General features: G+C 72.2%; 23 protein-coding genes and 1 pseudogene. 17 read left to right on the top strand and 7 right to left on the bottom strand.

Annotated features, from left to right (window positions below; translation table 11 throughout):
* The first annotated feature begins 3 nt into the window (after positions 1–3).
* Genes ACFYM6_RS31485 through ACFYM6_RS31500 form a run of 4 tightly spaced genes read left to right on the top strand, consistent with a single transcriptional unit; the run spans position 4 to position 3,004 of the window.
* Positions 4–627: a 2-hydroxychromene-2-carboxylate isomerase gene (locus ACFYM6_RS31485; protein WP_387281111.1), complete on the top strand. Its 624-nt coding sequence runs from the start codon at positions 4–6 to the stop codon at positions 625–627.
* On the top strand, positions 624–1,091 hold the full coding sequence (locus ACFYM6_RS31490; RefSeq protein ID WP_387281112.1) for a cobalamin B12-binding domain-containing protein: 468 nt from the start codon (positions 624–626) through the stop codon (positions 1,089–1,091). Before ACFYM6_RS31485 ends, ACFYM6_RS31490 begins: the two co-directional genes overlap by 4 nt.
* Complete coding sequence (locus ACFYM6_RS31495) at positions 1,088–2,443, top strand: methylaspartate mutase (RefSeq protein ID WP_387281113.1); 1,356 nt, start codon at positions 1,088–1,090, stop codon at positions 2,441–2,443. Before ACFYM6_RS31490 ends, ACFYM6_RS31495 begins: the two co-directional genes overlap by 4 nt.
* Positions 2,444–2,449: 6 nt before the next feature.
* Positions 2,450–3,004, top strand: a complete 555-nt coding sequence (locus tag ACFYM6_RS31500) for a GNAT family N-acetyltransferase (RefSeq protein WP_387281114.1) — start codon at positions 2,450–2,452, stop codon at positions 3,002–3,004.
* Positions 3,005–3,568: 564 nt separating this feature from the next.
* Here the strand turns inward: ACFYM6_RS31500 and ACFYM6_RS31505 are convergent.
* Together ACFYM6_RS31505 and ACFYM6_RS31510 are read right to left on the bottom strand one after the other, a co-directional pair.
* Positions 3,569–4,093, bottom strand: coding sequence for a hypothetical protein (locus ACFYM6_RS31505; protein WP_387281115.1), 525 nt, complete (start codon positions 4,091–4,093; stop codon positions 3,569–3,571).
* A gap of 87 nt (positions 4,094–4,180) precedes the next feature.
* Complete coding sequence (locus tag ACFYM6_RS31510) at positions 4,181–5,398, bottom strand: PucR family transcriptional regulator (protein WP_387281116.1); 1,218 nt, start codon at positions 5,396–5,398, stop codon at positions 4,181–4,183.
* An 83-nt stretch (positions 5,399–5,481) separates the two neighbouring features.
* Here ACFYM6_RS31510 and ACFYM6_RS31515 point away from each other — a divergent pair, with 83 nt between their 5' ends.
* Both ACFYM6_RS31515 and ACFYM6_RS31520 read left to right on the top strand, forming a co-directional pair.
* On the top strand, positions 5,482–6,564 hold the full coding sequence (locus ACFYM6_RS31515) for a ferredoxin reductase (RefSeq protein WP_387281117.1): 1,083 nt from the start codon (positions 5,482–5,484) through the stop codon (positions 6,562–6,564).
* A gap of 15 nt (positions 6,565–6,579) precedes the next feature.
* Entirely contained in the window at positions 6,580–7,719 is a 1,140-nt protein-coding gene (locus ACFYM6_RS31520) for a fatty acid desaturase family protein (RefSeq protein WP_387281118.1), read from the top strand.
* Between the two features lie 4 nt (positions 7,720–7,723).
* On the opposite strand, the gene ACFYM6_RS31525 is transcribed toward ACFYM6_RS31520, so the two are convergent.
* Genes ACFYM6_RS31525 through ACFYM6_RS31535 form a run of 3 tightly spaced genes read right to left on the bottom strand, consistent with a single transcriptional unit; the run spans position 7,724 to position 10,060 of the window.
* Positions 7,724–7,852, bottom strand: coding sequence for a hypothetical protein (locus ACFYM6_RS31525; RefSeq protein WP_387281119.1), 129 nt, complete (start codon positions 7,850–7,852; stop codon positions 7,724–7,726).
* Positions 7,849–8,991, bottom strand: coding sequence for a glycosyltransferase (locus tag ACFYM6_RS31530; protein WP_387281120.1), 1,143 nt, complete (start codon positions 8,989–8,991; stop codon positions 7,849–7,851). The genes ACFYM6_RS31525 and ACFYM6_RS31530 overlap by 4 nt, the downstream gene beginning before the upstream one ends.
* Positions 8,992–9,001: 10 nt before the next feature.
* Positions 9,002–10,060, bottom strand: a complete 1,059-nt coding sequence (locus ACFYM6_RS31535; RefSeq protein ID WP_387281121.1) for a glycosyltransferase family 2 protein — start codon at positions 10,058–10,060, stop codon at positions 9,002–9,004.
* A 326-nt stretch (positions 10,061–10,386) separates the two neighbouring features.
* On the opposite strand from ACFYM6_RS31535, the gene ACFYM6_RS31540 reads away from it, so the two are divergent.
* From ACFYM6_RS31540 to ACFYM6_RS31580, 9 genes and pseudogenes are all read left to right on the top strand, one after another.
* Positions 10,387–11,766: a glycosyltransferase family 4 protein gene (locus ACFYM6_RS31540; RefSeq protein ID WP_387281122.1), complete on the top strand. Its 1,380-nt coding sequence runs from the start codon at positions 10,387–10,389 to the stop codon at positions 11,764–11,766.
* Complete coding sequence (locus tag ACFYM6_RS31545) at positions 11,763–13,364, top strand: glycosyltransferase family 2 protein (RefSeq protein ID WP_387281123.1); 1,602 nt, start codon at positions 11,763–11,765, stop codon at positions 13,362–13,364. Before ACFYM6_RS31540 ends, ACFYM6_RS31545 begins: the two co-directional genes overlap by 4 nt.
* 253 nt (positions 13,365–13,617) lie before the next feature.
* The gene (locus ACFYM6_RS31550) at positions 13,618–14,790 is read left to right on the top strand and encodes an alanine--tRNA ligase-related protein (RefSeq protein ID WP_387281124.1); all 1,173 of its coding nucleotides are present in this window, start codon (positions 13,618–13,620) and stop codon (positions 14,788–14,790) included.
* Between the two features lie 104 nt (positions 14,791–14,894).
* A complete protein-coding gene (locus ACFYM6_RS31555; RefSeq protein ID WP_387281125.1) occupies positions 14,895–16,724 on the top strand; it encodes a CocE/NonD family hydrolase in 1,830 nt (609 codons plus the stop codon).
* Positions 16,725–16,920: 196 nt separating this feature from the next.
* On the top strand, positions 16,921–18,738 hold the full coding sequence (locus tag ACFYM6_RS31560) for an acyl-CoA dehydrogenase (RefSeq protein WP_387281126.1): 1,818 nt from the start codon (positions 16,921–16,923) through the stop codon (positions 18,736–18,738).
* A gap of 66 nt (positions 18,739–18,804) precedes the next feature.
* Positions 18,805–19,644 (top strand): aminoglycoside 6-adenylyltransferase, encoded by an 840-nt coding sequence (locus ACFYM6_RS31565; RefSeq protein WP_387281127.1) that lies wholly within the window; start codon positions 18,805–18,807, stop codon positions 19,642–19,644.
* A 102-nt stretch (positions 19,645–19,746) separates the two neighbouring features.
* Complete coding sequence (locus ACFYM6_RS31570) at positions 19,747–20,937, top strand: helix-turn-helix domain-containing protein (protein WP_387281128.1); 1,191 nt, start codon at positions 19,747–19,749, stop codon at positions 20,935–20,937.
* A 322-nt stretch (positions 20,938–21,259) separates the two neighbouring features.
* Positions 21,260–21,622 (top strand): annotated as a pseudogene (locus ACFYM6_RS31575) (hypothetical protein); the annotation flags it as partial.
* Positions 21,619–21,837 carry a hypothetical protein gene (locus ACFYM6_RS31580; protein WP_387281129.1) on the top strand — a complete coding sequence of 73 codons (219 nt, stop codon included), beginning with the start codon at positions 21,619–21,621 and terminating at the stop codon, positions 21,835–21,837. The pseudogene ACFYM6_RS31575 and the gene ACFYM6_RS31580, both read left to right, overlap by 4 nt.
* Before the next feature lie 31 nt (positions 21,838–21,868).
* Here ACFYM6_RS31580 and ACFYM6_RS31585 read toward each other — a convergent pair whose 3' ends face one another.
* Positions 21,869–22,558 (bottom strand): YdcF family protein, encoded by a 690-nt coding sequence (locus tag ACFYM6_RS31585; RefSeq protein ID WP_387281130.1) that lies wholly within the window; start codon positions 22,556–22,558, stop codon positions 21,869–21,871.
* A 297-nt stretch (positions 22,559–22,855) separates the two neighbouring features.
* Here ACFYM6_RS31585 and ACFYM6_RS31590 point away from each other — a divergent pair, with 297 nt between their 5' ends.
* A complete protein-coding gene (locus tag ACFYM6_RS31590; protein WP_387281131.1) occupies positions 22,856–23,278 on the top strand; it encodes a DUF6223 family protein in 423 nt (140 codons plus the stop codon).
* A gap of 100 nt (positions 23,279–23,378) precedes the next feature.
* Here the strand turns inward: ACFYM6_RS31590 and sodN are convergent, their stop codons facing one another.
* Positions 23,379–23,783: a superoxide dismutase, Ni gene (gene sodN, locus ACFYM6_RS31595; protein WP_387281132.1), complete on the bottom strand. Its 405-nt coding sequence runs from the start codon at positions 23,781–23,783 to the stop codon at positions 23,379–23,381.
* Between the two features lie 181 nt (positions 23,784–23,964).
* On the opposite strand from sodN, the gene ACFYM6_RS31600 reads away from it, so the two are divergent.
* Positions 23,965–25,287 (top strand): radical SAM protein, encoded by a 1,323-nt coding sequence (locus ACFYM6_RS31600; protein WP_387281133.1) that lies wholly within the window; start codon positions 23,965–23,967, stop codon positions 25,285–25,287.
* Positions 25,288–25,383: the final 96 nt, after the last annotated feature.

Consider the following 25,383-nt stretch of genomic DNA (forward strand, 5'->3'; position numbering starts at 1 on the left):
GACATGCGTAAGCCTCCCCGGCTCTACTTCTCGTTCCGCAGCCCGCGCAGCTGGCTCGCCGTACGTCAGCTCACGGAACGCTGGCCGGAAGCGCCGGACGCCATCACCTTCGTGCCGCACTGGGTGCCGGAGGACGGGCTGCGCGCCGCGTTGGCCGAGGCGGACTCGAGCTTCCTGGACACCCCGATCAGCCGGGCGAAGCACGAGTACCTGCTGACCGACACCAACCGGCTGGTGCACCGGCTCGGGTACCGGATGGTCTGGCCGGCCGACATGGACGTCGACTGGGCGGTGCCCCACCTGGCCTGGCTGTACGCCCGCGAGCAGGGGCGCGCCTGGGAGTTCTACCAGGCGGCGGTCCGCGCCCGGTGGGAGCAGGGCGAGAACATCAGCGACCCGGGCGTGCTGGCCGGCCTGGCCACGGAGGCGGGGATCGATCCGGTCGGGGCGATCGGCGCCGTGGCCGACCCGACCCTGCGCGAGGCGGCGGTGCAGGCCCTGGCCGGCGCGTACGACGACGACATCTTCGCGGTGCCGTACTTCATCGTGGGCCGGCACCGGTTCTGGGGCCTGGAGCGGCTGGACGGCTTCCTCGACGCCCTGCACGCCGCGGGGGTAGGCCGGTGACCGTGCTGGCCCCGGTCCAGCCGGCCGCGACCGGCGGCGGCCGCACCGTGCTGCTCGGCACGGTCTCCTCCGACGCGCACACCTGGAACCTGGTCTACCTGCAACTGCTGCTGGAGGAGGCCGGGCACCGGGTGATCAACCTGGGTGCCTGCGTGCCGGAAGAGCTGTTCGCCGCCGAGTGCCACCGGAGCAACCCCGACCTGGTGGTGGTCTCCAGCGTCAACGGGCACGGCTGCACCGACGGCAAACGGCTGGCCGCCGTGCTGCGCGCCGACCCGGCCCTGGCCGACGTGCCGATCGTCATCGGCGGCAAGCTGGGCGTCGACGGCAGCCTGACCGGGGCGCAGGTCGCCGAGCTGTTCGCCGCCGGCTACACGGCCGTCTTCGACGACGGCGCCGACCGGGACCGCTTCCTGGAGTACCTCGGCCGGCTCGAACTCGTCGCGGCGGACCGGTCGGCATGACCGAGCGGAGCGCCGCCGGGGTGCCGCGCGGCCCGTTCGCCGCGGCCGTCGCCGCCGCCCGCGCGCGGGGCGAGCTGGTCGTGCAGCCCCGGATGGGCTTCGGCGACCCGGCCGCCATGCGGGCCGGGCTGGACGCGGTGGCGCGGGCCCGGGCGGCGACCGCGGCCACCGTCACGCTGGACAGCTACACCCGGGTCGGTGACCACGCGGCCGCCCGGCGCGCGCTGGCCGACGGATCACCCCTGAACGGGTATCCGATCGTCGACCACCCCCCGGAGGTGACCCGCTGGGTGCTCGCCGCCGCGCACCGGCACGACGTGCCGGTGCAGGTGCGGCACGGCTCGGCGCGGCCCGAGCAGATCTTCGCCGCCCTGCTGCGGACCGGGGTGGACGCGACCGAGGGCGGCCCCGTCTCGTACTGCCTGCCCTACAGCCGGGTGCCGCTGCGGGACGCGGTCGACAGCTGGGCGCGATGCTGCGCCGGCTACACCCGGCTGCGGGACCTCGGCGTCGAACCGCACCTGGAGAGCTTCGGTGGCTGCCTGCTCGGGCAGCTCTGCCCGCCCAGCCTGCTGCTCGCCGTGACCGTGCTGGAGGGCATGTTCTTCCGGCAGCACGGGCTGCGCAGCGTCTCGCTGAGCTACGCCCAGCAGACCTCGCCCGAGCAGGACGAGGAGGCGCTGGCCGCGCTGCGCCGGCTGATCGACGAACTGCTGCCCGACCTGGACAGTCACGTGGTGCTCTACACCTACATGGGCGTGTATCCACGGACCACCGAGGGGGCGCTGCGGCTGCTCGGCACCGCCGCCCGGCTGGCGGTACGCGGCGGAGCGGCCCGCCTGATCGTGAAGACCCCGGCCGAGGCGCACCGCATCCCGACGGTCGAGGAGAACGTGGCTGCGCTGGAGCACGCCGCCCGGGCCGCCGCCGCCGAGCAGCCGGCCCCGGCCGAGGTACCGGACACCGGCATCTACGCCGAGGCGCGGACCCTGATCGAGGCGGTGCTGGAGCTCAGCGAGGACGTGGGCGTCGCCCTCCGCCGTGCCTTCGCCCGCGGCTACCTCGACATCCCGTACTGCCTGCACCCGGACAACGCCGGACAGGCCCGCGGCTACATCACCGACCGGGGCCGACTGGCGTGGTCCCGGGCCGGCCGGATGCCGGTGACCGTCGACCGGTCGGCCGCCGGGCGGCCGGTGGAGATGACCAGCGACGGGCTGCTCGCCGCGCTGTCGTACGTGGCCAACCGGTACGACTCGGTCCCGCCGCCGGTGGTCAGACCCGGGCCCACCACGGCCCTGCCGGCCACGGAGTTCATCTGCCAGCGGGCTCAGGAACCGGCCGTACCATGACCGTCCATGACCCGTTCCACTCCGATCGCGCCGCCCGCCGCGCCGCTGACTGACGGCACGGTCGCCCTGCGGCCACGGCGGGAGTCAGACGTCGAGGCGATCGCCGCGGCCAGCCACGATCCGGAGATCCGCCGCTGGCTGGACGACGAGCCGATGGACGCGCAGGCGCGCCGCGACTTTGTGGCGCGGGGCGAGGAGATGTGGCGCAGCGGGAAGGCCGCCCCGCTGGTAATCGCGGACGCGGTGACCGACGAACCGGTCGGGAGCATCAACCTGCAGTTCCGCAGCGACGCGGTGGTCACCGTGGCGTACGGGGTGTTCCCGCAGTGCCGGGGGCGGGGTGCCGCGCCCCGGGCGGTCCGGCTGCTGGCCCGTTGGGCGCTGTCCGACCTCGGCCTGGAGCGGGTGATCCTGGAGGCGGACGAGGCGAACACGGCCTCGATCCGGGTGGCGGAGAAGTGCGGGTTCCAGCCGGCCGGCACCCGCACCGAGCCGGCGGGCGACGGCGGCGAGCGGAGCATCGTCGTCTTCGCGCTGGGCGACTCCGGCGGGACAGGCTGACGCCGGCCGGGCTCGTCAGGGCTGCGGGGCGGTGGCGCGCCGGACCCGGTAGCGCAGGTGGGTCACGTACGGCGAGTCCACCGTGGCGAGCCGCTCCAGCTCGATGGGCGCACGGCGTGGGCTGCCTGGCCGGCCGCTCAGACGGCGCCGGCGGGGCGGTGGTCGGTTGCGCCACGCTTTGGAGCTGATGGCGCAGACGATTCAGTCGGCGGCGTCGCCGTCAGCGACCGCCGGTCGGTCCGTCGGCGTCGCCCGTGACGGCGGAGAGGCACGACCCGCGCCCTGCAACGAGCCAGAACGACGCTCAAGGCCGCACGGCCGTGAGGCCGAGCTCGTTGCCGGTGGCTGGACCGTGCGGAGGGGATGGCTCCGCCCTCGCGAGGCCGGGCAGCTGAGTCGTTTGCGCCATCAGCTCCAAAGGCGTCGCCACAGTGACGCCCGCCCGGCGGGCTGGCCCCGGTGAAGGCCACCCGGCGCCCCGACCGATCGACCCCTCTGGCGCCTACGACGGGCAGCCGCCTCGGGCCGCCCGGGCCGGCAGCAATGCGACGCGAGGGGACGCGGTCAGCGGGACCGGCCTCGGGGGAGCGGGTTGATGTTGCCGAGCCAGTCGACCACCTCGTCCTGCAGCGGCGACACCACGGCGTACGCCGCGTTGTACCGGCGGGGCGCCTGGTCGTCGGGTTGGAGGTGGGCCTGTTCGCGCCAGGTCACGGCCACGTCGGCCAGTTCGTCGGCCACGTCCTGCACCCGTTGGGCGAGCCGGGCGTTCTGTTCCGCGACCAGCGCGGCGGCGAGCCGCAGCTGGAAGTTGAGCACGGCCACCGCTTCGTAGTCCGCTCGCCAGGGCCGGTTGTCGGGCACGCCGACGAAGGTGTGGATGCTCGCCTCGATCGCCTCGATCAGCTTCTGCCGGGCCTCCTGCCGGCGGGTGAGCAGGCGGGTGCCGGCGTTGGTGCGGTTGACCACGGCGAAGCTGACCACGGCCGCGACCGCGCCGGTGATCGCGCCGCTGAGCAGGCCTTGGAGGAGGTTCGGCCAGCCACCGGCGACGGTGTCGAACCAGGTGGGCGGGACGGCGGTGGGCATGCGGCGACCCTACCGGCGGCGCCCGACCTTGATCAGGTCGGTGGATGCCCGCCGGGGCCCCGGGCGGACCGGACCTGCCGGCCCTGCTCAGTCGACCGCGGGCGGGGTCGGCGGCACGGCCAGGGCCAGCGTGAGGTCGAGGACGGTGGCCGGATGGTGGAGTCGCTCGCCGTACAGCTCGCGCAGCTTGCCCATCCGGTAGCGGACGGTCTGCGGATGCACGAATAGGTCGGCTGCCACGTCGTCGCGCCGGCCCTGGTGCAGCAGCCAGGAGCGCAGCGTCTCGGCGAGCCGGTGCGCGGTGGCCGGGGGCAGCGCGGCCAGCGGGCGCAGTGCCTGGGCGCGCAGGTCCGCCAGCCCCTCCGGGTCCATGCTGAGCAGCAGTTCGGCCAGGTGCTGTTCGGTGTCGACCGGGCCGGCGTCCGGCTCGCCGAGGCCGAGGGCGAGCGCCCGGGTGGCCCGCTGGTAGGAGGCGGCGACCCGGTGCCAGGGCCGGGCCGGCCCGAGCACCGCCCGGTGGCCGGGCAGCAGCCGGGCGAGCTGGCGGCGCCGGCCGCCGTGCATGTCCGGCACCAGCAGCACGGCCAGTTCCTCGGCCGGGTCCATCCCGGGCAGGTCCTCGCCGCTCTCTAGCGTGTGCGGGCTGAGCAGGGCGAGCACCGCGCGCAGGTCGCGGCGGGGCAGCAGGACGACGGTGAGGGTCTGCGGCAGCGGCCAGTCGGCCCGCTCGGCGCTGCGGCGCAGGATCTCCTCCGGCTCGCCGGCCAGGAGTTGCTGGGTGAGGCGTTCCAGGTTGCGGCGGCGGGCCCGGCCGGCGCTGGCCAGCTCGTCGGCGTGCCCGGCCACGCTGGCCGCCGACAGCTCGTCGATGTACGCGAACATCAGCTCGGCGAACTCGGCCACCGTCTCGGCGGCCAGCCCGCTGCGTACGGTGGTGGCGGACACCTCCCGCCAGGCCACCCGGGCGCCCACCCGGTACGCGGCCAGCAGCGCGTCCATGCTCCGCCCGGAGCGGGCCTCGCCGCTGCCCAGCGCGTACGCGGCTTCCAGCGCGGGGGCGAGTGGGGTGCTCGGGTCGGCGGCCTGCGCCCCCTCGATGAGCTGCAGGAACGTGCCCAGCGCGATGCGTACCGCGTTCTCGATCTTCGCCCGCATCGTGCCGGTGAGGGCGCCGGAGTAGGCGGTCACCTCGGCGGTGATCGCGCTGACCGTCCGCTCGGCCACCACGGGCAGACGGTCGCGGAGTCGGGAGGCGACCCGTTCGTCCAGTTCGAGGTGGGTGGCGTGGCGCGCCTCGTCCGACATCTTGTTCACCCCGCACAAAAACCCGTGGTCAATTCACCTTTGTCGGACAAGATGTTATGCGATCGGGTAGCCACCCTGGTCACATGACCACAATCGCCCGTCCGAAGGCCAGCTTCCGGCACCGGCTGCTGAGGCTGGCCGAGACGGTCACCACCCCGCTGCTGCCGGCGGACTACCTCGACCTGGTCGCGCCGCTGCGGGCCGGCGCCGCCCTGCGCGGCCGGATCGTCGAGGTGCGTCCCGAGACCCCGGACGCGGCGACCGTGGTCATCCAGCCGGGTCGGGGCTGGCGTGGCCACCTGCCCGGACAGTACGTGCGCCTCGGGGTGGACGTCGACGGGGTGCGTCAATGGCGGGCGTACTCGCTCACCTCGGTGCCGGGCGGCGCCGATCGCCGGATCACGGTCACCGTGAAGGCGATCCCGGACGGCAAGGTCAGCAACCATCTCGTCCGCCGCGTCCGGCCCGGCACGATCGTCCAGCTCGACCAGGCGCAGGGCGACTTCGTGCTGCCCGCGGCGATCCCCGAGCGGGTCCTCTTCCTCACCGCCGGCAGTGGCATCACCCCGGTCATGGCGATGCTCCGCGCCGGCCTGCCGGCCCGGGCCGACGTCGTGCTGGTGCACTCGGCGCCCCGCCGGGACGACGTCATCTTCGGCGCCGAACTGCGGGCGCTCGCCGCCACCGGCGCGCTGCGGCTCATCGAGCGGCACACCGACACCGACGGGCTGCTCGGCGTACCCGAGCTGGACGAGCTCGTGCCCGACCACGCCGAGCGGCAGACCTGGGCCTGCGGCCCGGTCGGCCTGCTCGACGCCGTCGAGCGGCACTGGACCGACTGCGGCGTGGCCGACCGGCTGCACACCGAGCGGTTCCGGCCCACGGTGATCGCCCCCGGGGAGGGTGGGGCGGTGACCTTCACCGGCGCCGGCGTGACGGTCGAGGCGGACGGGGCCACCCCGATTCTGGACGCCGGTGAGAACGCGGGGGTGCTCATGCCGTCGGGCTGCCGGATGGGGATCTGCTTCGGCTGCGTGGTGCCGCTGCGCCAGGGCGCGGTCCGGGACCTGCGCAACGGCGACCTCACCACCGCCGTCCCCGGCGACGGCGTGCTCATCCAGACCTGCGTGTCGGCGGCCGCCGGTACCTGCGACATCGAACTCTGACAGGAGGCCCCCGACGTGACCGCGATCCAGAAGAAGGCCGACAACCCGATCGCCCACCTCACCGCCGCGGACATCGAGATCCTCGGCAAGGAGCTGGACGCCATCCGGGACCGGGTGATCGCCGACCGGGGGGAGCGGGACGCCCGCTACATCCGGCGGGTGGTCAAGACCCAGCGGACACTGGAGATGAGCAGCCGCGCCGTGCTGCTCTTCTCGCTGTTCCCGCCGGCCTGGATCGTCGGTACCGCCGGCCTCGCGGTGGCCAAGATCCTGGAGAACATGGAGATCGGCCACAACGTCCTGCACGGCCAGTGGGACTGGATGCGCGACCCCAAGATCCACTCGACGACCTGGGAGTGGGACCACGTCACCCCGGCCGAGCAGTGGAAGCACTCGCACAACGAGCTGCACCACCGGTACACCAACGTGCTGGGCAAGGACAACGACCTCGGCTACGGCATCATGCGGGTCGACGAGGACCAGCCGTGGAGCAAGGGCCACCTGGGTCAGCCGTTCTACAACCTCGTCAACGCCTGCTTCTTCGAGTACGGCATCGCCGCGTACGACCTGGAGCTGGGGAAGTACCTGCGCGACGGCGGGCACAAGGACCCCGAGTTCCGGGCCCGGGCCCGGGCGGTCGGCCGCAAGATCCGCCGCCAGGTGCTCAAGGACTACGTGGTGCACCCGCTGCTGTCCGGCCCGTCGTTCCTGAGCACCCTGGCCGCCACGTTCACCGCGAACCTGATCCGCAACCTGTGGAGCCACTCGGTGATCATGTGCGGCCACTTCCCCAGTGGGGTGGAGACCTTCGAGAAGACCTCCATCGAGGGCGAGACGAAGGGCGAGTGGTACCTGCGGCAGATGCTCGGCTCGGCCAACATCAGCGGCAGCCGGCTGACGCACATTATGACCGGCAACCTGTCGTACCAGATCGAGCACCACCTCTTCCCGGACCTGCCGAGCAACCGCTACCAGGAGATCGCCCCCCAGGTCCGGGCGCTGTTCGACCGGTACGGGCTGAAGTACACCACCGGACCGCTGCCCAAGCAGGTGGCCTCCGCGTGGTGGAAGGTCATCCGGCTGTCGTTCCCCAACCGGCGCCGCAAGAGTCTGGAGCCCGTGGCGCCGGCGCCGCTCGTCTCCGCCAGCGCCTGACGAGTCAGACGCCGTGGGCCAGGGCCCACGGCCGGACGGTGCGCGGCGGCCGGCCGGTCACCCGCTCGACCGCGGCGGCCAGCGGTACGCCGACGCACCGTGACCGGGTGGCCACGAGCTCTGACGGCGTCACGACCCGGCCCGCGTAGCGCCGGCGGGACGGCCGGAGCGCGCCTCGTCGTACAGCTCCTCCAGCAGCCGGGTCTGCCGGTGCAGGTCGAAGTGCGCCTCGACGTGCGCGCGGGCGGCGGCGCCGAGGCGGGACCGCAGCGCCTCGTCGCCGAGCAGCGTGTCGAGGTGCTCGGCGAGCGCCGGCCGGTCCCGTTCGGCGCTGAGCAGCCCGGTCTCGCCGTGCCGCACCGCCTCCGGGATGCCGCTGTGGTAGGTCGCCACCGCCGGCAGGCCGGCGCTGCCCGCCTCCAGGATGGTGGTGGGCAGCCCCTCGCAGTCGCCGTCTGGGGCGGTCCGCGACGGCGCCGCCAGGATCCGCGACTCGGCCAGATGACGGCGGACCACCTCGGGGCTCTGCGCGCCGAGGAAGGTGGCGTCCAGGCCGAGTTCGGCGGCCCGGCGCCGGACCGGCGCCTCGAGCGGCCCGCTGCCCACGAGGAGCAGCCGGGGCCGGCGGGCGGCGGGCAGCATCCCCACCGCCTCCACCAGGTCGTCGACGCCCTTCTTGGCCACGAACCGGCCGACGAAGATGACGTCCCACCGCTTCGGCGTCGCCGCGGGCGGGGGCGGGATCGGCACGCCGATGTGGTGCACCCGGACCTTCGCCGGGTCGGCGCCGAGGGCGGCCGCCCGGTCGCGGATGAACTCCGACACCGCGATGACCAGCGCCGCCCGGTCGAACGCCTGGCGCAGGTGGCGCCGGTTGCGGGCGCCGCGCGCCCCGGGCAGCGCGGGCTGCCGGGTCACGTCCTGCCCGTGCAGGGTCACCACCAGGGGTACGCCGAGCCGCCGCGTGCTGCCGCTGACGAGCCAGCCGTCGCCGCCGAAGTGGGCGTGCACCAGATCCGGCGCGAGTCGCGCCAGCGCCGCGTCGAGCCGGGCCGACCAGCCGGTGAGCTTGAGCCGCAGCAGGTCGGCCCGGCCGCGCGGGTCGTCCGGAAACGCGACGGCGTCGCTGTCCCGGGCCAGCGGGGAAGCCACCTTGACCGCGCCCAGGTAGTGGGGCGCCCAGCGGGTCAGCGCGTCACCCTGGTTGCGGACGAAGGTCTCCGACCCGGGCAGCAGGTGGCTGCGCCAGATCACCGCCCTGGACTGGGACATGACCGCGACCCTACTGCCGTCCGCCGCCACCGGACCCGGCCACCGGCTCCGGCTCGCCGACCACCGACGGCGTCGGCTCGGCGTGGGCGGCGCGAGGGCCGGGCATGTCCGGGCTCTGCGGCGCCGGCTGCGCGGTGCGGCGACGGTTGAGCACCCGGTCGCGCAGCTGGTGCCGCAGGTCCGGCGGGATCAGCCAGATCTGCAGGTAGGTCACGTAGTCGATGAGGCTCGGGCGGCCGTGTCGGCGGGCCTCGGCGAGCAGCAGCCGGAACACCCGGAAGCTGCGGGTGGTCGCCGCCATCGAGCTGATCACGCTCATCGCCAGGGCCGCGTACGCCCGCGGGGTGAGCAGCGGGCGGATCTCCTGGAGCCACTCGAACTGGGCCGCCCACGGCGACTGCAGGCTGATCCGCGGCCGGTCCTCGTCCTGGTGCCAGACGACCAGCGCCTCCTCGGTCATGACGAGGTCGACGTCCGGGTGGCTGACCGCCCGCAGGGTCCAGTCCAGCTCCTGCTGCCGGCGCAGACCCACGGTGAACGGGACCCGGCGCAGCAGCTCGGTCGGCGCCATGATGGTCGAGGTCTGGATGAACCCGTCGCCGTGGAACAGCCCGCGACGCACGGTGAGGTACTCGCTGATCGGCTCGCCCGGTTCGGGCAGCCGGCGGGGCAGCACGAACTCGGCCCGCGGGGTCCGGTTGACCAGCCGACTGGCCACGACCGGCAGGGGCGCCCCGGCGCTCCGGGCCGCCGCCAGCTGCACCGCCAGCTTCTCCGGCAGCCACTCGTCGTCGTCGTCCAGGAAGGCGGTCCACTCCGCCCGGGCCTCCCCGGCCCCGACGTTGCGGGCGTTCGGGGCGCCGCCGCGCTCGGCCAGCGGCACCACCCGCAGCCGGTCGTCCGGCACCGCGGCGAGGGCCTTCAGGGTCGCCTCGTCGGCGCCGTCGACCACGACGATGACCTCGATGGTGTCGACGGTCTGGGCCAGTGCGCTGCGGACGGCGCGGAGCACCAGGTCCGGCCGGTCGCAGGTGGGAATGACCACGCTGACGTCAGGTGTACGGGTCATGAATACCTGCCCACTCGTACGTGACTTCGAGATGTATTCGCCGCCGTCGAACCAGGCGGGGTCGGTGAATTCGCGGGACGGGTGCGCCCCGAATGGTCCTGAGCACGCTAATTGGCGCTACCTGTGCACCGGGTTAACAACGAGTGCCAATCGCCTTCCGAAACGGACTATCTTTGGTGTCTTCCCAGGTGAGAGCCCTACGGATTGGCCGGTACGGCGGCAGTTGCATCGCAATTCGAGCTGCCCCGGCCCGTCGCCTTGCCGGGCGGTGAACCTGCCGTACACTCGCCGGGCACCGGCCGGACGGAGAATGGGAGCGATCGTTCATGCAGCTCGACGCCGCAGCGCCGTCCGGCCCCCGCGGCCGGGTGGTCATGCTCGTCGACAACGCCGTCGAGGGAGACTCCCGGGTGCAGAAGGCCGCCCGGTCGGCGGCCGACGCGGGGTGGGACGTGACCCTGCTCGGCTGCGCCCGGACCGACGACGAGCGGGACTGGCGGCTCGGCCGGGCGCACGTCCGGGTGCTGCCGATGGGCGGACCGACCGACGGCCCGGCCGGCCCCCGGGGGCTGCGCCAACGGCTGGTCAGCCGCGGCGGGCTCCCCCTGCGCGCCGCCCGACTGGCCCGCCGGCCGGTCGAACACGGCCAGGTCCTGCTCTGGCGGACGCTACAGGGCGACCGGGCCTGGCGGCGGCTGGAGCCCGGCCTGTGGGGGTACGAGCGGCTCTTCGGCCCGGTCATCGACGAGCTGCGGCCCGACCTGATCCACGCGCACGACTTCCGGATGCTCGGGGTGGCCGCCCGCGCCGTGCTGCGCGCCCGGGCCGCCGGCCGCCCGGTGAAGCTGGTCTGGGACGCGCACGAGTGGCTCCCCGGCGCCAAGCCCCGGCGGGACAACGCCCGCTGGCTCCCCGCCCACCTGGCGTACGTGCGGGAGTACGTCGGGCACGCCGACGCGGTGGTCACCGTCTCGGACACGCTCGCCGACCTGCTGCAGCGCGACCACGGTCTGACCGAGCGCCCGACCGTGCTGCTCAACGCGCCGGCGACCGCCGACGAGCCGGCCGGCGACACCGAGCCCGCCCCTGACCTGCGGTGGCTCTGCGGCGTCGACCGGGACACCCCGCTGCTCGTCTACAGCGGCGCGATGGCCGTGCAGCGCGGCCTGGACACCGTGGTCGACGCGCTGCCCCGGCTGCCCGGCGTGCACCTGGCGCTGGTCGTGGGCGATCCCACGGCGGCGTACGTGCGACAGCTCGCGGCCCGGGCCGCCCGACTCGGCGTGGCCGACCGGGTGCACCCGGTGCCGTACGTGCCGCACCGGCAGTTGGTGGCGTTCCTGAGCGGCGCCGACGTGGGGCTGATCCCGCTGCACCACTGGCCGAACCACGAGATCGCCCTGATCACCAAGTTCTTCGAGTACTCGCACGCCCGGCTGCCGATCGTGGTCAGCGACGTGCGGACGATGGCGGACACCGTCCGGGCCACCGGCCAGGGCGAGGTGTTCCGGGCCCGCGACAGCGCCGACCTGGTCCGCGCCGTCCGCGCCGTGCTCGCCGACCCGGACCGCTACCGGGCCGCCTACGCGGGGCCGGACTCGCCGCTGCCCGGCTGGACCTGGGAGGCGCAGGCGCAAAAGCTGGACACCCTCTACCGGCGGCTGCTGTCCCCCGAGGAGTCGACCGTGCAGGCGCAGGCGCGGTGAACGCCCCCGACGTGAGCGTGGTGGTGGCGGTCTACAACACCATGCCGTACCTGACCCGCTGCCTGGACTCGCTGGTGGCGCAGACGATCGGCCCGGACCGGCTTCAAATCGTCGCGGTGGACGACGGGTCGACCGACGCCAGCGGCGCCGAGCTGGACCGGTACGCCGCCCGCCACCCCGGCCTGTTCACCGTCATCCACCAGGCCAACTCCGGCGGCCCCGCCGCCCCGTTCAACCGGGGCCTGGACGCGGCCACCGGCCGGTACGTCTTCTTCGTCGGCGCCGACGACCACCTCGGCCCCGACGCCCTGCGCCGGCTGGTCGAGGCGGCCGACGCGTGGGAATCCGACGTCGTGCTGGGCCGGGTGGTGGGGGTCAACAGCCGCCACATCTACCAGGACATCTTCGCCCGTACCCAGGTCGATGTGGACCTGTTCGACTCGCCGCTGCCGCGCTCGCTGGCCAACACGAAGCTGTTCCGGCGGGAGCTGGTGGAGAAGTACAGCATCCGCTACCGGGAGGACCTGCCGCTCGGCAGCGACCTGCCGTTCACGCTGGAGGCCTGCTACCGGGCCCGGCGCATCTCGGTGCTGGCCGACTACGACTTCTACTACGCGGTCCGCCGGCACAGCGCCACCAACATCACCTACCTGAGCCGGCACGCCGACCGGCTGCGTACGGTCGAGGCGACCACCGCGTTCGTGGCCGGGCTGATCCCGGCCGGCCGGCAGCGCGACGCCGTCCTCGCCCGCCGCTTCGACCACGAGATCGCCAAGCTGCTGGAGGACGACCTCCTCGGCCTCGACCGGGAGACCCAGCAGCTCGTGCACGACGGCATCGGCCGGCTGGTCCGCGCCCACCTCACCGAGGCGATCGCCGCCCAGCTCAACGCCGAGACCCGGATCCGGCTGGCGCTGACCCGCGACGGGGCGCTCGACGACCTGCTCGCGGTGATCCGGCAGGACGCGCGGGCCGGCGTCCCGGTGACCGTCGTCGAGGGCGACCGCCGGTACGCCGCCTATCCCGGCTTCCGCGACCCGGCCCGCGGCCTGCCGGACGCCTGCTTCGACGTGACCACAGTCCCCGACTGGTACGCCAAGCTCGACGCGACGGCGCTGGCCTGGGAGACCGACGAGCGCGGCGAGAAGGTGCTGACCGTCACCGCGCTCAGCCCGGTGCCGGACCTGGCCGCGGCGGGCGCGGAGCCGGTGACGGTCAGCGCCGAGGAGATCCTGGGCGAGGTCACCGCGGTCGACCAGGGCGCGCGAGGCACCACGCTGCGGATCCGATTCCGCGCCACCGACCTGCTCGCCGGCACCGGCCCCACCGGGCAGCGGCGGGCGGTCTCCGCCCAGGTCGGCGGCTTCGACCCGGGCCGGGCAGCGGGTGCGGCGACGGCCACCGGCGCAGCCGGCTCGGCCGCCGTGCGCGCTCCCCGGGTACGCGCGACGGTGCCGCTGGTACGGCGGCGCGGCGCCCGGCTGTACGTGGTCACGCCGGTGCTCGATGCCTCCGGCCGGCTGATGATCTCGGTGGTGCCGGTGACCGCCGCCCGGGTCGCCGCGCAGCTACGCCAGGCCCTGCGCCGGGGCCGGTGACGCCCGCCCGGTGCGGGGCCACGCCACCGGCCGGCAAAACCGGTGGGCGGCGGCATCGTTGACGAGCTACCGTCGGGGCATGCAGATCAGGCGCAGCACCGCCGCGGCCGCGCGAGCTTCCCGCTCGCCGGTTGCCGCCGCCTGACCGACTCTTTCTCGCCGGCGACCGGAAACGGTCCGCCGGCGTCGTCGTGTCACGCCACCGCCCGCGCGGCGGACCCTTCCGGTCGCTCCGACCCGGAAGGCCCATGCCATGACACCCGACGAGATCGTCCGCATCTTCCTCGACCACTACCACCGCCGAGATCACCGGGACGCGCCGGAGAGTTCCCTGATCCCGCCGCCGGGCGACCCGGTGCTGTTCACCACCTCCGGCATGCACCCGCTCACCCCGTACCTGCTGGGCCGGCCGCACCCGGGCGGCCGGCGGCTGGTCGACGTGCAGCGCTGCCTGCGCACCACCGACCTGGACGAGGTCGGCGACCGCACCCACCTGACCGTCTTCGACATGCTTGGCTCCTGGTCGCTCGGCGACTACGACATCGCGACCAGCGTCCGCTGGGGGCACGAGCTGCTCACCGGGGGCTTCGGCATCGATCCCGGACAGCTGCACGCGACCGTCTTCGGCGGCGACGAGCAGGTCGGGCCGGACGAGACGGCCTGGGCGACCTGGACGGAGCTGGGCGTACCGGTCGAGGCGACCGGTGTGGACAACTGGTGGGACAACGGCCCGACCGGCCCGTGCGGGCCCGACTCGGAGATCTTCGTGTGGACCGGCGACGGGCCGCCCACCGGCACGCCGAGCACCGACGACCGGTGGCTGGAGGTCTGGAACCACGTCCAGATGCGCTACCACCGGCACGACGACGGCCGGCTGACCCCACTGCCGATGTCCAGCATCGACACGGGGATGGGACTGGAACGCCTGGAGATGGTGCTGCGCGGCCACCCGTCGGTCTTCGCGGGCGACGGGCTGCGCCCGTGGGTCGACGCCGTCCGCGACCGGTGGCCGCTGGACGGGCCGGACCTGCGGATCGTCGCCGACCACCTGCGCTCCACGGTGGTGGTGCTGGGCGACGGCGTACGACCGGGCAACACCGGGCGCGGGTATGTGCTGCGCCGGCTCATCCGGCGGGCGCTCACCGTGCTGTGGCGGGACGACCCGGGGCGCTGCCTGACCGAACTGCCCGTCGAGGCGTACGCGGACACGCTGCGCCGGTTCCGGCAGCGGGCGGAGGTGGAGCCGCTGCGCGCGGTGCTCCTCGACGAGGAGCGGCGCTTCCGCGGGCTGCTGCGCCGGGGCCGTCCGCTGGTCGACCGGCTCCGCGGGGGCGGGCCGCTGAGCGAGCGCGACTACCACTGGCTGCACGACACCCACGGGCTGCCCCGCGACCTGGTCGACGGCCTGCTCGCCGAGACCGGCTGACCCGGACAAAGGACACGGGAAGATAACTCGGGGTTCAAGTCCGACGAAGATCGTTAGCCTCGATGGCTGACCGGACGATGTCGTCTGGAGTTAGGTGGAGGAGGATGAACCTTCGGAGGAAGGTCGTGTCGCCCGTCGCGGCGGCCGGTGCACTGGCCATCATCGCGAGCCTCACCGCGGGCGGTTTACCCACGGCGGCACAGGCCGCTCCGGCGGCGGCGACAGCTGATGCCCCGATCACCCATGAGGAGAACCCCCGGGTTCCCGTGGGGGCGGCGTGGACGCAGGCGTACTTCCCGTCCTCGGACGGCAGTGACGTCGAGCTGCACGCCGACGTCCTGCGCCCGGCAAACCTGCCGGCGGACGCGAAGACCCCGGTGATCCTGTCGGTGGGCCCCTACTTCTCCCACGCGGGGGAGACTGCCCCCGCGGGATGGGACCGGGTCGGGCCGTCGGCGCGCTTTCAGGACCTCATCGACGGCGCGCGGCTCATGGAGCGCGGATACACCTTCGTGATGGTCGACCTGCGCGGCTTCGGTGGCAGCACCGGGTGCCTGGACTTCCTCGGCCCGGGGGAGCAGGCCGACATCAAGGCGGCCGTCGAGTGGGCGGCGAGCCAACCGTGGTCGACCGGCAAGGTGGGCATGTACGGCAAGTCGTACGACGCCAACACCGGGCTGGCGGCCAACACCCTCAAGCTCAAGCCGCTGCAGGCGATCGTCTCCCAGGAGCCGACGTGGAACAGGTACAACTACCTGTTCAGCAATGGGGTGCCCCGTTCCAACGCGACCAGCACCCCGCGGAGCTACTACTCGATCGCGACCATGCGTCCGCTGGCCGACGAGAGCGACCACTACAAGGCGAACGCCGAGTACGAGAAGACTCACCCCGAGTGCGAGAGCAACAACCTCACCAACACCCAGAACCCCGACCCGAAGTCGGCGTTCTGGCGGGCCCGTGATTTCGCCTCCCGCGCCGCCGGGTCCCAGACGCCGCTGTTCGTCACGTCGGGCTTCATCGAGGACAACACCAAGCCCGAGGAGATGCAGAAGTACCTGGCCAACCACCAGGGTCCGGAACGCGGTTGGATCGGCCAGTGGGAACACGTGCGCGGTAACGAGACCAACGCCAGGGGCCAGCTCAAGATGGGACGCGCGGGCTGGTTCGACGAGGTGATGCGGTTCTACGACCAGCACCTGCGCGGCATCGAACCGTCGGTGACCGACCCGGCGTTCTCCATTGAGGACAGCCTCGGCAACTGGCGCGCCCAGCCGACCTGGCCGGTAACCAACGACGCCTACAAGGCGCGGCTGTCGCCCGGGCAGTACGTCGACAACGGCAGCAACGCGCAGGTGGCCGCCCGGTCGATGACGGCGCCAGAGGCCCCGGGCTGGGACATCGAGTACGCGCCGGAGGCCGACTCGCTGACGACTGACCAGACGGCCCTGCTCAGCGCTGACGCACCCGGCAGCAGCTACTGGAACTGGTCCACCCCCGCCTCCGAGCAGGTGCGGATCACGGGCTCGCCGGAGGTCACGCTGAAGACCAGGGGCCAGGGCAACGTCTGGGTACGGCTGTGGGACGTCGCACCGGACGGCAAGGCGACGATGTTCAACGAGAACGTCGCAGTACTGGACCACAGTGGATCGACCTCGTTCGAACTGAAGGCGACTGACTGGACCTTCGAGCCAGGACACCAGCTGGGGGTCCAGATCGGGACCATCGCCTCAAGGGGCTGGCGGCCCGTACCCTCGGGCGAGACGATCACCGTCACCGACGCGCGGCTCGCCGTCGAGGTGCAGGACCCGCAGTTCGACTCGCCGACCCAGGGTGACCGCTCGCCCTACCTGGACACGTACGTGAGGGCGAACACCACCACGCTCACCAACGTCGGCACCCCCACCTTCCCGCTCAGCGTCTCGAAGCAGGGATGACCAAGCGACTGCCCGGCACCCGCCTGTGCGGGTGCCGGGCAGTGGCGTACGCCGCCAGCTCCCCAACGACATCGCCTGGCCCGACCGCGGCACACCCGGAGGCGACGGAGCGTGCACCGGCCGCCCCGATCAGCCAGGATGACCTCCGAGAGACCGTCGCCGGCCTGCGCCGCGACGGTACGACGGAAGGAGCCCCGTGTCGCCGTCCACCCTGCTGTCCCGTCGCGACCTGGCGTTCCTGCTCTACGACTGGCTGGACGTGACCCGGCTGACCGAGCGGCCCCGCTACGCCGAGCACTCCCGGGACACCTTCGACGCCGCGCTGGACCTTTCCGCCCGGGTCGCCGCCGAACAGTTCGCCACCCACAACAAGGCCGCCGACGCCACCGAACCCACCTTCGACGGGCGTCGGGTGCGCACCATCCCGCAGGTCAAGGCCGCTCTGGACGTCTTCGCCCAGACCGGGCTGCTGGCCGCCACCATGGACACCTCGATCGGCGGCATGCAGCTGCCGCATGCGGTCGCCGCCGCCTGCTTCGCCTGGTTCCAGGCCGCCAACATCAGCACCGCCGCGTACCCGTTCCTCACCCTCGGCAACGCCAACCTGCTGCTCACCCACGGCAGCGCCGAGCAGATCGACACCTGGGTCCGGCCCATGGTCGAGGGCCGGTTCTTCGGCACCATGTGCCTGTCCGAGCCGCAGGCCGGCAGCTCCCTCGCGGACATCACCACCCGTGCCGAGCCGCAGGACGACGGGACGTACCGGCTGGTCGGAACCAAGATGTGGATCTCCGGCGGGGACCACGAGCTGGCCGAGAACATCGTCCATCTGGTCCTCGCGCGGATCCCCGGCGGCCCGCCCGGGGTGAAGGGCCTCTCGCTGTTCATCGTGCCGAAGGTGCTCCTCGACGCCGACGGCACGCTCGGCCCGCGCAACGACGTGGTGCTGATCGGGCTCAACCACAAGCTGGGCTACCGAGGCACCACGAACACGCTGCTCAACTTCGGCGAGGGGGTGCACCGGCCGTACGGGCGACCCGGAGCGGTCGGCTACCTGATCGGCGAGCCGCACCAGGGGCTCGCCCAGATGTTCCACATGATGAACGAGGCGCGGATCGGCGTCGGCGCCGGTGCCACCGCCCTCGGCTACACCGGCTACCTCAAGTCCGTGCAGTACGCCCGCCAGCGCCCGCAGGGCCGGCCGGTCGCCGACAAGGACCCGACCGCGCCGCAGGTGCCCATCGTGGCGCACGCCGACGTCCGGCGGATGCTGCTGGCGCAGAAGAGCTACGTGGAGGGCGCGCTCGCACTGATCCTCTACTGCGGCCGGCTGCTCGACGAGGAGAAGACCGCCCCCGCCGAGGCCGACCGCAACCGGGCCCACCTGCTGCTGGAGCTGCTCACCCCGATCGCCAAGAGCTGGCCGTCACAGTGGTGCCTGGCCGCCAACGACCTGGCCATCCAGGTGCACGGCGGCTACGGCTACACCCGCGACTACGACGTCGAGCAGCACTGGCGGGACAACCGGCTCAACCCGATCCACGAGGGCACCCACGGCATCCAGGCGCTGGACCTGCTCGGCCGGAAGGTCACCATGCGCGACGGTGCCGGGCTGGAGCTGCTGCTGGAGACGATGCGGGCGACGGTGACGCGGGCCTGGAAGGCGGAGGGGGAGGCGGCCGAGCTGGCCGGGCAGCTCGGGGCGGCGGTTGATCGGATCGCGGTGGTGACGCGCCGGTTGTGGGGGACCGGCGATCCGGAGCTGGCGCTGGCCAACGCCTCGCTCTATCTGGAGGCGGTCGGGCATGTGGTGATCGCGTGGATGTGGTTGGAGCAGTTGCTGGCTGCGGAGGCGCTGGGTTTGCTGGACGGCGCGGAGGGGGACTTCCTGGCGGGGAAGCGGCAGGCGGCGCGGTACTTCTATCGGTATGAGCTGCCGCGGACCGGGCCGCAGCTCGACCTGCTGGACGGTCTGGACCGGACCACGTTGGACACGCGGGAGGGCTGGTTCTGACCTTCGGCGAAGGATGCCGACGGACAGCAGTTTTGACTATCAGCCGCGATCGTGAACGCTGCTGTGGTGGAGCACATCGAGAGGTTACTGGCCGCTGTCGCAGCGTGGGCTCGGCAGCGACACGACATCCATGCCGCCCTGGTGGTCGGGTCTCACGCCCGCGTCGAGGTTCCCGCGGACCAGTGGTCCGACATCGACATCGTTCTGATGGTCGACAATCCAATGGCCTACGCGGCCGACGCCAGCTGGCTGGCAGCTTTCGGCCGACCGTTGCTGACTTTTACCGAACCCACTGCGGTCGGCGGATTCGTCGAGCGCCGGGTGCTCTTCGACACTGGGCAGGACGTCGACTTCGCGCTGCTGCCGGCAGGCGCGGCGCAGCAGATCGTTACCCACCCCGAGGTCGCCCAAGCGCTCGGCCGGGGTTTCCGGGTGCTGGTCGACAAGCTCAACCTTGGCGAGATGCTCCCGCCAAGCGGTGCACCGGTGCCGTCGGCTCAGCCGGATGCCGCTGCCTTCGGACACCTGACGCACGACTTCTGGTATCACGCGCTGTGGACCGCCAAGAAGCTACAACGCGGCGAGGTGTGGGTCGCAAAGCAGAACTGCGACTGCTATCTCAAGGCGTTGCTGGTCAGGCTGCTCGCGTGGCATACGCAGGCATCGCATCCGCAGGTCGACACGTGGCATGAAGGGCGCTTCCTGGAGCGGTGGGCTGACAAACAAACGCTTCTCGATCTCCGCAGCGCTGTTGCCAGCTACGACGCCATCGACGTCGCCCGTGCCCTGTGGGCGACTGCCGACATGTTTGAACGACTTGAACGCGAGTGCGCCGAGCGTCTCGGGCTCGAGCTGACCGTTGCCCATGACGAGATCCGGGAGCACCTGCGGGCAGTACTCGCGTAGACGGTGTGATGCGGCCAGGCGGTGTACCGTCCGAGTGGCGGCTTGTCAGGACGTGTACTGGCGGCGCAGTCCCAGTCGTCCACCTGGGAAGCAGGCGAAGGTATGGCTAGGAAGACCGACACGATCGGTGCCCGGATCCGGTACTGGAGGATGCGCCGTAGCGGGATGAGCCAAGCCGTGCTCGCTGGGCTCGCGGGCGTCAGCCAGTCGTACATCTCGCAGGTCGAGTCCGGTCGCAAGACCATTGACCGTCGCTCCACCCTGGTGGCCATCGCCGCCGCGCTGCAGGTCACGGTGGCTGACCTGCTTGGTCAGGGCACCGAGCCGGGCGACCCGGCTCGGGAGCGCGCCGCCGAGTGCGTGCCGGCGATCTGGTCCGCGCTGATCGAGATCGAGGATGGCGAGCGCAGGCCGTTGACCCGGACGAGGGATGAGCTGGCCGCCGACATCGCCCGCAGCGACCAGCTGCGCAACCGCTCGAACTATCCAGCGATGGCGCGGTTGCTTCCGGGCCTGCTGTTGGACGCCGCTGCGGTCGGGGGCACCGTGCTCGCACAGGTGGCGTACCAGGCTTCGACGTGCCTGCGGCACCTCGGATACCGGCACCTGGCGCTCAACGCCGCGCGGGTCGCGGTGGCCGCCGCTGAGGACGTCGAGGAGCCGGCGTGGCTGGGCGCGTCCCGGTTCGCGTACGCGCAGAGCCTGCCGATCGAGTCCGCGCCGCTGGCCGCCCGGTCCGCCGATCGGTCGCTGGCCGAGCTTCAGGCCGCTGCCGGCGACGCGCGGGTCCGGCAGATGCTCGGTCAGCTGCACCTCTCGGCCGCGCTGACCTCGACGGTGAGCGGGCAACCGGACGTCGCTCGCGACCACCTGGCCGAGGCGGCTCGTGAGGCGGCGACCCTCGGGGATCCGCCGGACGGTGCCGGGTTCAACGGCTGCGGGTTCGGGCCGACCAATGTGGGGCTTTGGGAGATGTCCATCGCGGCGGAGCTGGGTGAGTCCGGCCGGGTGATCGAGCTGTCCCGGACGGTGCGGCCGCAGGTCCTCGCGGCGTCGAATCGCCAGATGTCGTACTGGCTCGACCTCGGTCGTGCCTTGGCTGAATCCGGCCGCCGGGACGCTGACGCGCTGGCGGCGTTCGTGCGGGCGGAGCAGGCCGCGCCGGTGCCGTTCGCGCTGAACCCCCTTGCCCAGGACGCCGTCCTGGCGATGGCGCAGCGGGCGAAGCGGCGGGCCGTCCCGAACGAACTTCGGTTGCTGGCCGGCCGGTTGGGCATCAGCCTGGCGTCATAACCAGCGGTAATTACGCCATCACCAATCCTCCCTAGTGTCCGGTTCGGGTGAGGCACTCGCCTCCCTTGGCCGGGTGCGGCGCAGTCACGTTCTCTCACGGGCTGACCGTCGCGCCCCTACCAGCGGAGGTGGGGATGGGTGGCCGGGACGACGCCGCCAGGGAGAGCAGGGGCGAGCAAATCCAGGCGGCCGAGCGGGAGGCGGCGAAGCGGCGGCTCCTTGCGCTGGCCGAGGCGGATCGGATGCCGGTCGGGGAAATCACCCGGGCGGTGCCGGAGCGGCGGTGGCGCAGCTCCACGTGTGATGACCTCTTGACACCACGCAGACAACACGTCGCGTACGAGGAGTACCTGCTCGCCGCGGCGCTGACCCTCGCTCGGCGCCACCGGCCGGTCTGGTCCTGGCGGAGGTGGCGGCGGGTCTGCCGATGCGGCGCCGACCTGCCCTGCCGTGCCCGGCACCGGATTCCGATCAACCGGGGTCACTGGCCGCAGGGAGAAGCCGAGTGAACGACGACCACGAGCAGGTGATCCTTGCCGTGCACGTGCGTGGGCTCGACGGGATGTGTGTCGGGTGCCGGGCGTGGTGGTCGCGGTTGACTCCGTACCCGTGTTGGCAGGTGGAGTGGGCGACCAGCCGGCAGGCTCGGGCCGTCACCGCGCGTTTTTTGGGGGTTCGCGGGTGACCACCCACGGGCCGGTGCTGCCGATCTGGAGCTGCGGTGGCTGCGGGGCGCCGTGGCCGTGCGCGACCCGGCGGCGGGAGTTGCGGGCGGAGTTTGCGGATGCCCCGGTCTCGCTGGCGCTCTACATGGGGGCGCAGCTCGTCCGCGCCACCGCGGATCTGAGCTGGGCGCCCGCCGGCACGCTGCATCGGCGCTTCCTCGGCTGGCTGCGGTGAGCATCCTGCGGCCGGGCGACGAGAGGTTCCACTAGCTCGTGACGAGAAGGTCCTTGTGATGGCTCCACAGCCACTGTAGGTACTGCCGCACTTCCTCCGGCGTGGCGACCCATCCCTTGTCCATGTAGTTGAGGATGCGTTTGATCTCGCCGGGTACGAGGTCGTAGGCGGTCGCTCCGGTTTCCGGGACGGGTGTGTCAGGGCAGACGGCCACGGGGAGCGGGATCATGGGGAGGCGAGATCCAGCCCTGGTGAAGGCCTTGAGAACCGTCAGGTAGACGCGGGTCAGGTGGTAAGGGGAGACAACGAGCGCGAGGCTGGTGATGCCGCGGGCTTGGACCTGGTTGACGATCCATGCGGCCTGCAAGCCGGTGTTGGGGGCCGGCTCGGCTTGGAGGTGGACACCATTGGTGCGACGAAGGCCGAGGCTCCGCAGGTAGTCGAGCGTGATCTCGATGTAGGTCTCCTCAGCCGGGTTCCCGTTCGCCACCAAGAGGTGGCGGAGCGCCGGGTTCGCCTCCCAGTTGCGGATCGCATGAGTGAGACGCCACTCTTCGCCCTGACCGGTGGCTACCACGAGCGCGTCGACGTGGTCGGCAGCCGACTGGGGCAGCGTTAGGATCACCGTGAGGGCTTTCGTGACCTCCAGAAACTGGCCGGCGGTGAAGGCGGCCAGATCCTCTTCCGCCACCACCCGAGGGGCCGGCTGGTGGGGATTCACCGAACTGCCCCGGCCGCCTGGTCGTGCGGGCCGGTGCGCAAGAGCAGGAACGCCAGATCGTCGGAGACCATGCCTGCGATCTTTCCAGCCCTCATTGAAGCCATGGGCCCAACCACTTCCCAATGCGGCGGAGGGATCGCGTTGACGTGCAGGGCCCGGGCGAGACAACGGTCGTACGACGCAGCGCCCGACCTACAACCCTGGTCGTAGGTCATCGCAACTCTGGCACGACGACCCGTGGCCTTGCCGGTACATACGCTGCCGCCTGTACCCGTCATGCGAGCGAAGGGATCCTCGATGTCCGTCCGCCACCTGCTTGCCGCCGCCAACGCCGCCCTGCTCGGGGCAGCTGGGCTTGCCGACCCGGCCACCGCGCACGGCTCGGCCCAGCCGGCCGCCGTCAGTGCCTACACCCTGGGCCCCGGGCGGATCGGGGCCATCGTGGCCGCCGTGCTGGCGTTGACCGGCGTGGTCCTCGGTGGGCTGGCCATGGCCCGCTCCGCCGGTCGGATCGGCGGCGGCAGCGGGCGACGCGGGGCCATCGGGGCCCTGGCGTTGGGGTTGACCGGCATGGTCATCGGTGGGCTGGTTGTGGCCACCGCCGACGGTGGTCTCGGCACCGGCAACGGGCTCGGCGGGGGCGTCGTGGCCCTGGTGGTGGGGCTGATCGGCGTGACTCTCGGTGGGCTGACTCTGGCCCGCTCCCGCCGCGTCGGCTGACGCGCATTACCGGTTCGTCGACCGCCCGCACCGTGCTGACCAGCCCGGCGGCCCACGTGCACAAGTTCTGCCGCCGTGACGCCGGGCGGGTCAGCGGTGGTCAGCTCTGCTTCGTCTCCCAGAAGATCTTCGAGATCTCCTCGATCTTCGCGAGCAGCTGCTCGGCCACGGCCGGTTCCGGGGAGCCCTTCGCGCCGCCGGCGCCGGCCAGCTTGGTCGCCTCGTTGAACAGGCTGTGCAGCTGCGGGTACTTCTCGAAGTGCGGCGCCTTGAAGTAGTCGGTCCACAGCACCCACAGGTGGTGCTTGACCAACTCGGCCCGCTGCTCCTTGATGATCAGCGCCCGGGTACGGAACTCCGGGTCCTCGTTCGCCTGGTACTTCTCGGCGATCGCCTTGATCGACTCGGCCTCGATGCGCGCCTGCGCCGGGTCGTAGACCCCGCACGGCAGGTCGCAGTGAGCGCTCACCACGGTGCGCGGAGTGAACAAACGTGACAGTCGCATGGGGCTCCCTTTCTCCGACTGGTACCGCTGAACGCTAAAACCTCCACCCCAGTTCAGGTCAACGCAAGATCAGCGGGACGTTCGTCACGTCACCATCGGCAGACCCGGCGCGGGCGGGGGAGATAGCTTGAAGGATGCTGTGACCGTTGGGGCCGTTCGAAAACCCTGCTCAGGAGAGTGCATGGCATCGCGTACCGATCTCGTCGAAGATCTGATGAGCCGTTTCCCGCACGTGCCGCGCGAGGCGGTCATCAAGGAGGACCTGCTGCGCGGCGGTCTGGCCTTCGACGACTCGGCCCTGACCGACAACGAGCACGGCGACGTCAAGCCGAAGTCGTATTTCATCTTCTCCTTCGACCACCGCACGCTGCCTGAGCTGGGCACTGCCGCGCTGCGGCGGCCGCCGGAGGAGATCGTGCTCACCGGCGGGCCGTACGGGCTGCGCCGCACCGTGGTCTCGGTCCGCACCAACCCCGGCTCGCCGTACCGGGTCAAGAGCGACGACGAGGGACGGCTGCGCCTGTTCCTCGACGACCGGCCGATCGCCGAGGTCGGGCTCCCGCCGATGCCGGACTACTACCGGCACACCCTCGCCAACGGCAAATCGGTCATGGAAGTCGCCCCGACCATCCAGTGGGGCTACCTGATCTATCTGACCGCCTTCCGGGTCTGCCAGTACTTCGGCGCCAAGGAGGAGTGCCAGTACTGCGACATCAACCACAACTGGCGCCAGCACAAGGCGGCCGGCCGCCCGTACACCGGGGTCAAGCCGGTTGACGAGGTCCTCGAGGCCCTGGCGATCATCGACAAGCACGACACCGAGAAGGCCTCCCAGGCGTACACCCTCACCGGCGGCAGCATCACCTCCCACGTCGGGGGACTGGCCGAAGCGGACTTCTACGGCCGGTACGCCCAGGCGATCGAGGAACGCTTTCCGGGCCGGTGGATCGGCAAGGTCGTCGCCCAGGCTCTGCCCCGCGCCGACGTGCAGCGCTTCCGCGACTACGGGATCCAGATCTACCACCCCAACTACGAGGTGTGGGACAAGCGGCTGTTCGAGCTCTACTGCCCCGGCAAGGAGCGCTACGTCGGCCGCGAGGAGTGGCACCGCCGCATCCTCGACTCCGCCGAGGTCTTCGGCCCGCGCAACGTCATCCCGAACTTCGTGGCGGGCGTCGAGATGGCCGCCCCGCACGGCTTCACGACCGTGGACGAGGCGATCGACTCCACCGCCGAGGGCCTGCAGTACTTCATGTCCCGCGGCATCACGCCGCGGTTCACCACCTGGTGCCCGGAGCCGACGACGCCGCTCGGCCGGACCAACCCGCAGGGCGCGCCGCTGGAGTACCACGTCCGGTTGCTGGAGGTGTACCGGGCGGTGATGGAGGCCAACGGCCTGTCCAGCCCGCCCGGTTACGGCCCGGCCGGCCCCGGGCGAGCGGTCTTCTCGGTCAGCTCGTTCATGGACAGTCTCCGTGGCGAACCCGAAGCCGACCGGGCCTAGCCCCAACGCCGTTCAGTTAGGCGTGGGCGTGGCTGGTCAAGGGGCGTGTTGATCGGGGAGTGAGAAGCGGGGTTCCGGTATCAAGGTTTGTCACTC

Origin of the sequence: Micromonospora sp. NPDC006431 (genome assembly GCF_042870725.1) — a bacterium.
In the GTDB taxonomy this organism is placed as follows: Bacteria; Actinomycetota; Actinomycetes; order Mycobacteriales; family Micromonosporaceae; genus Micromonospora.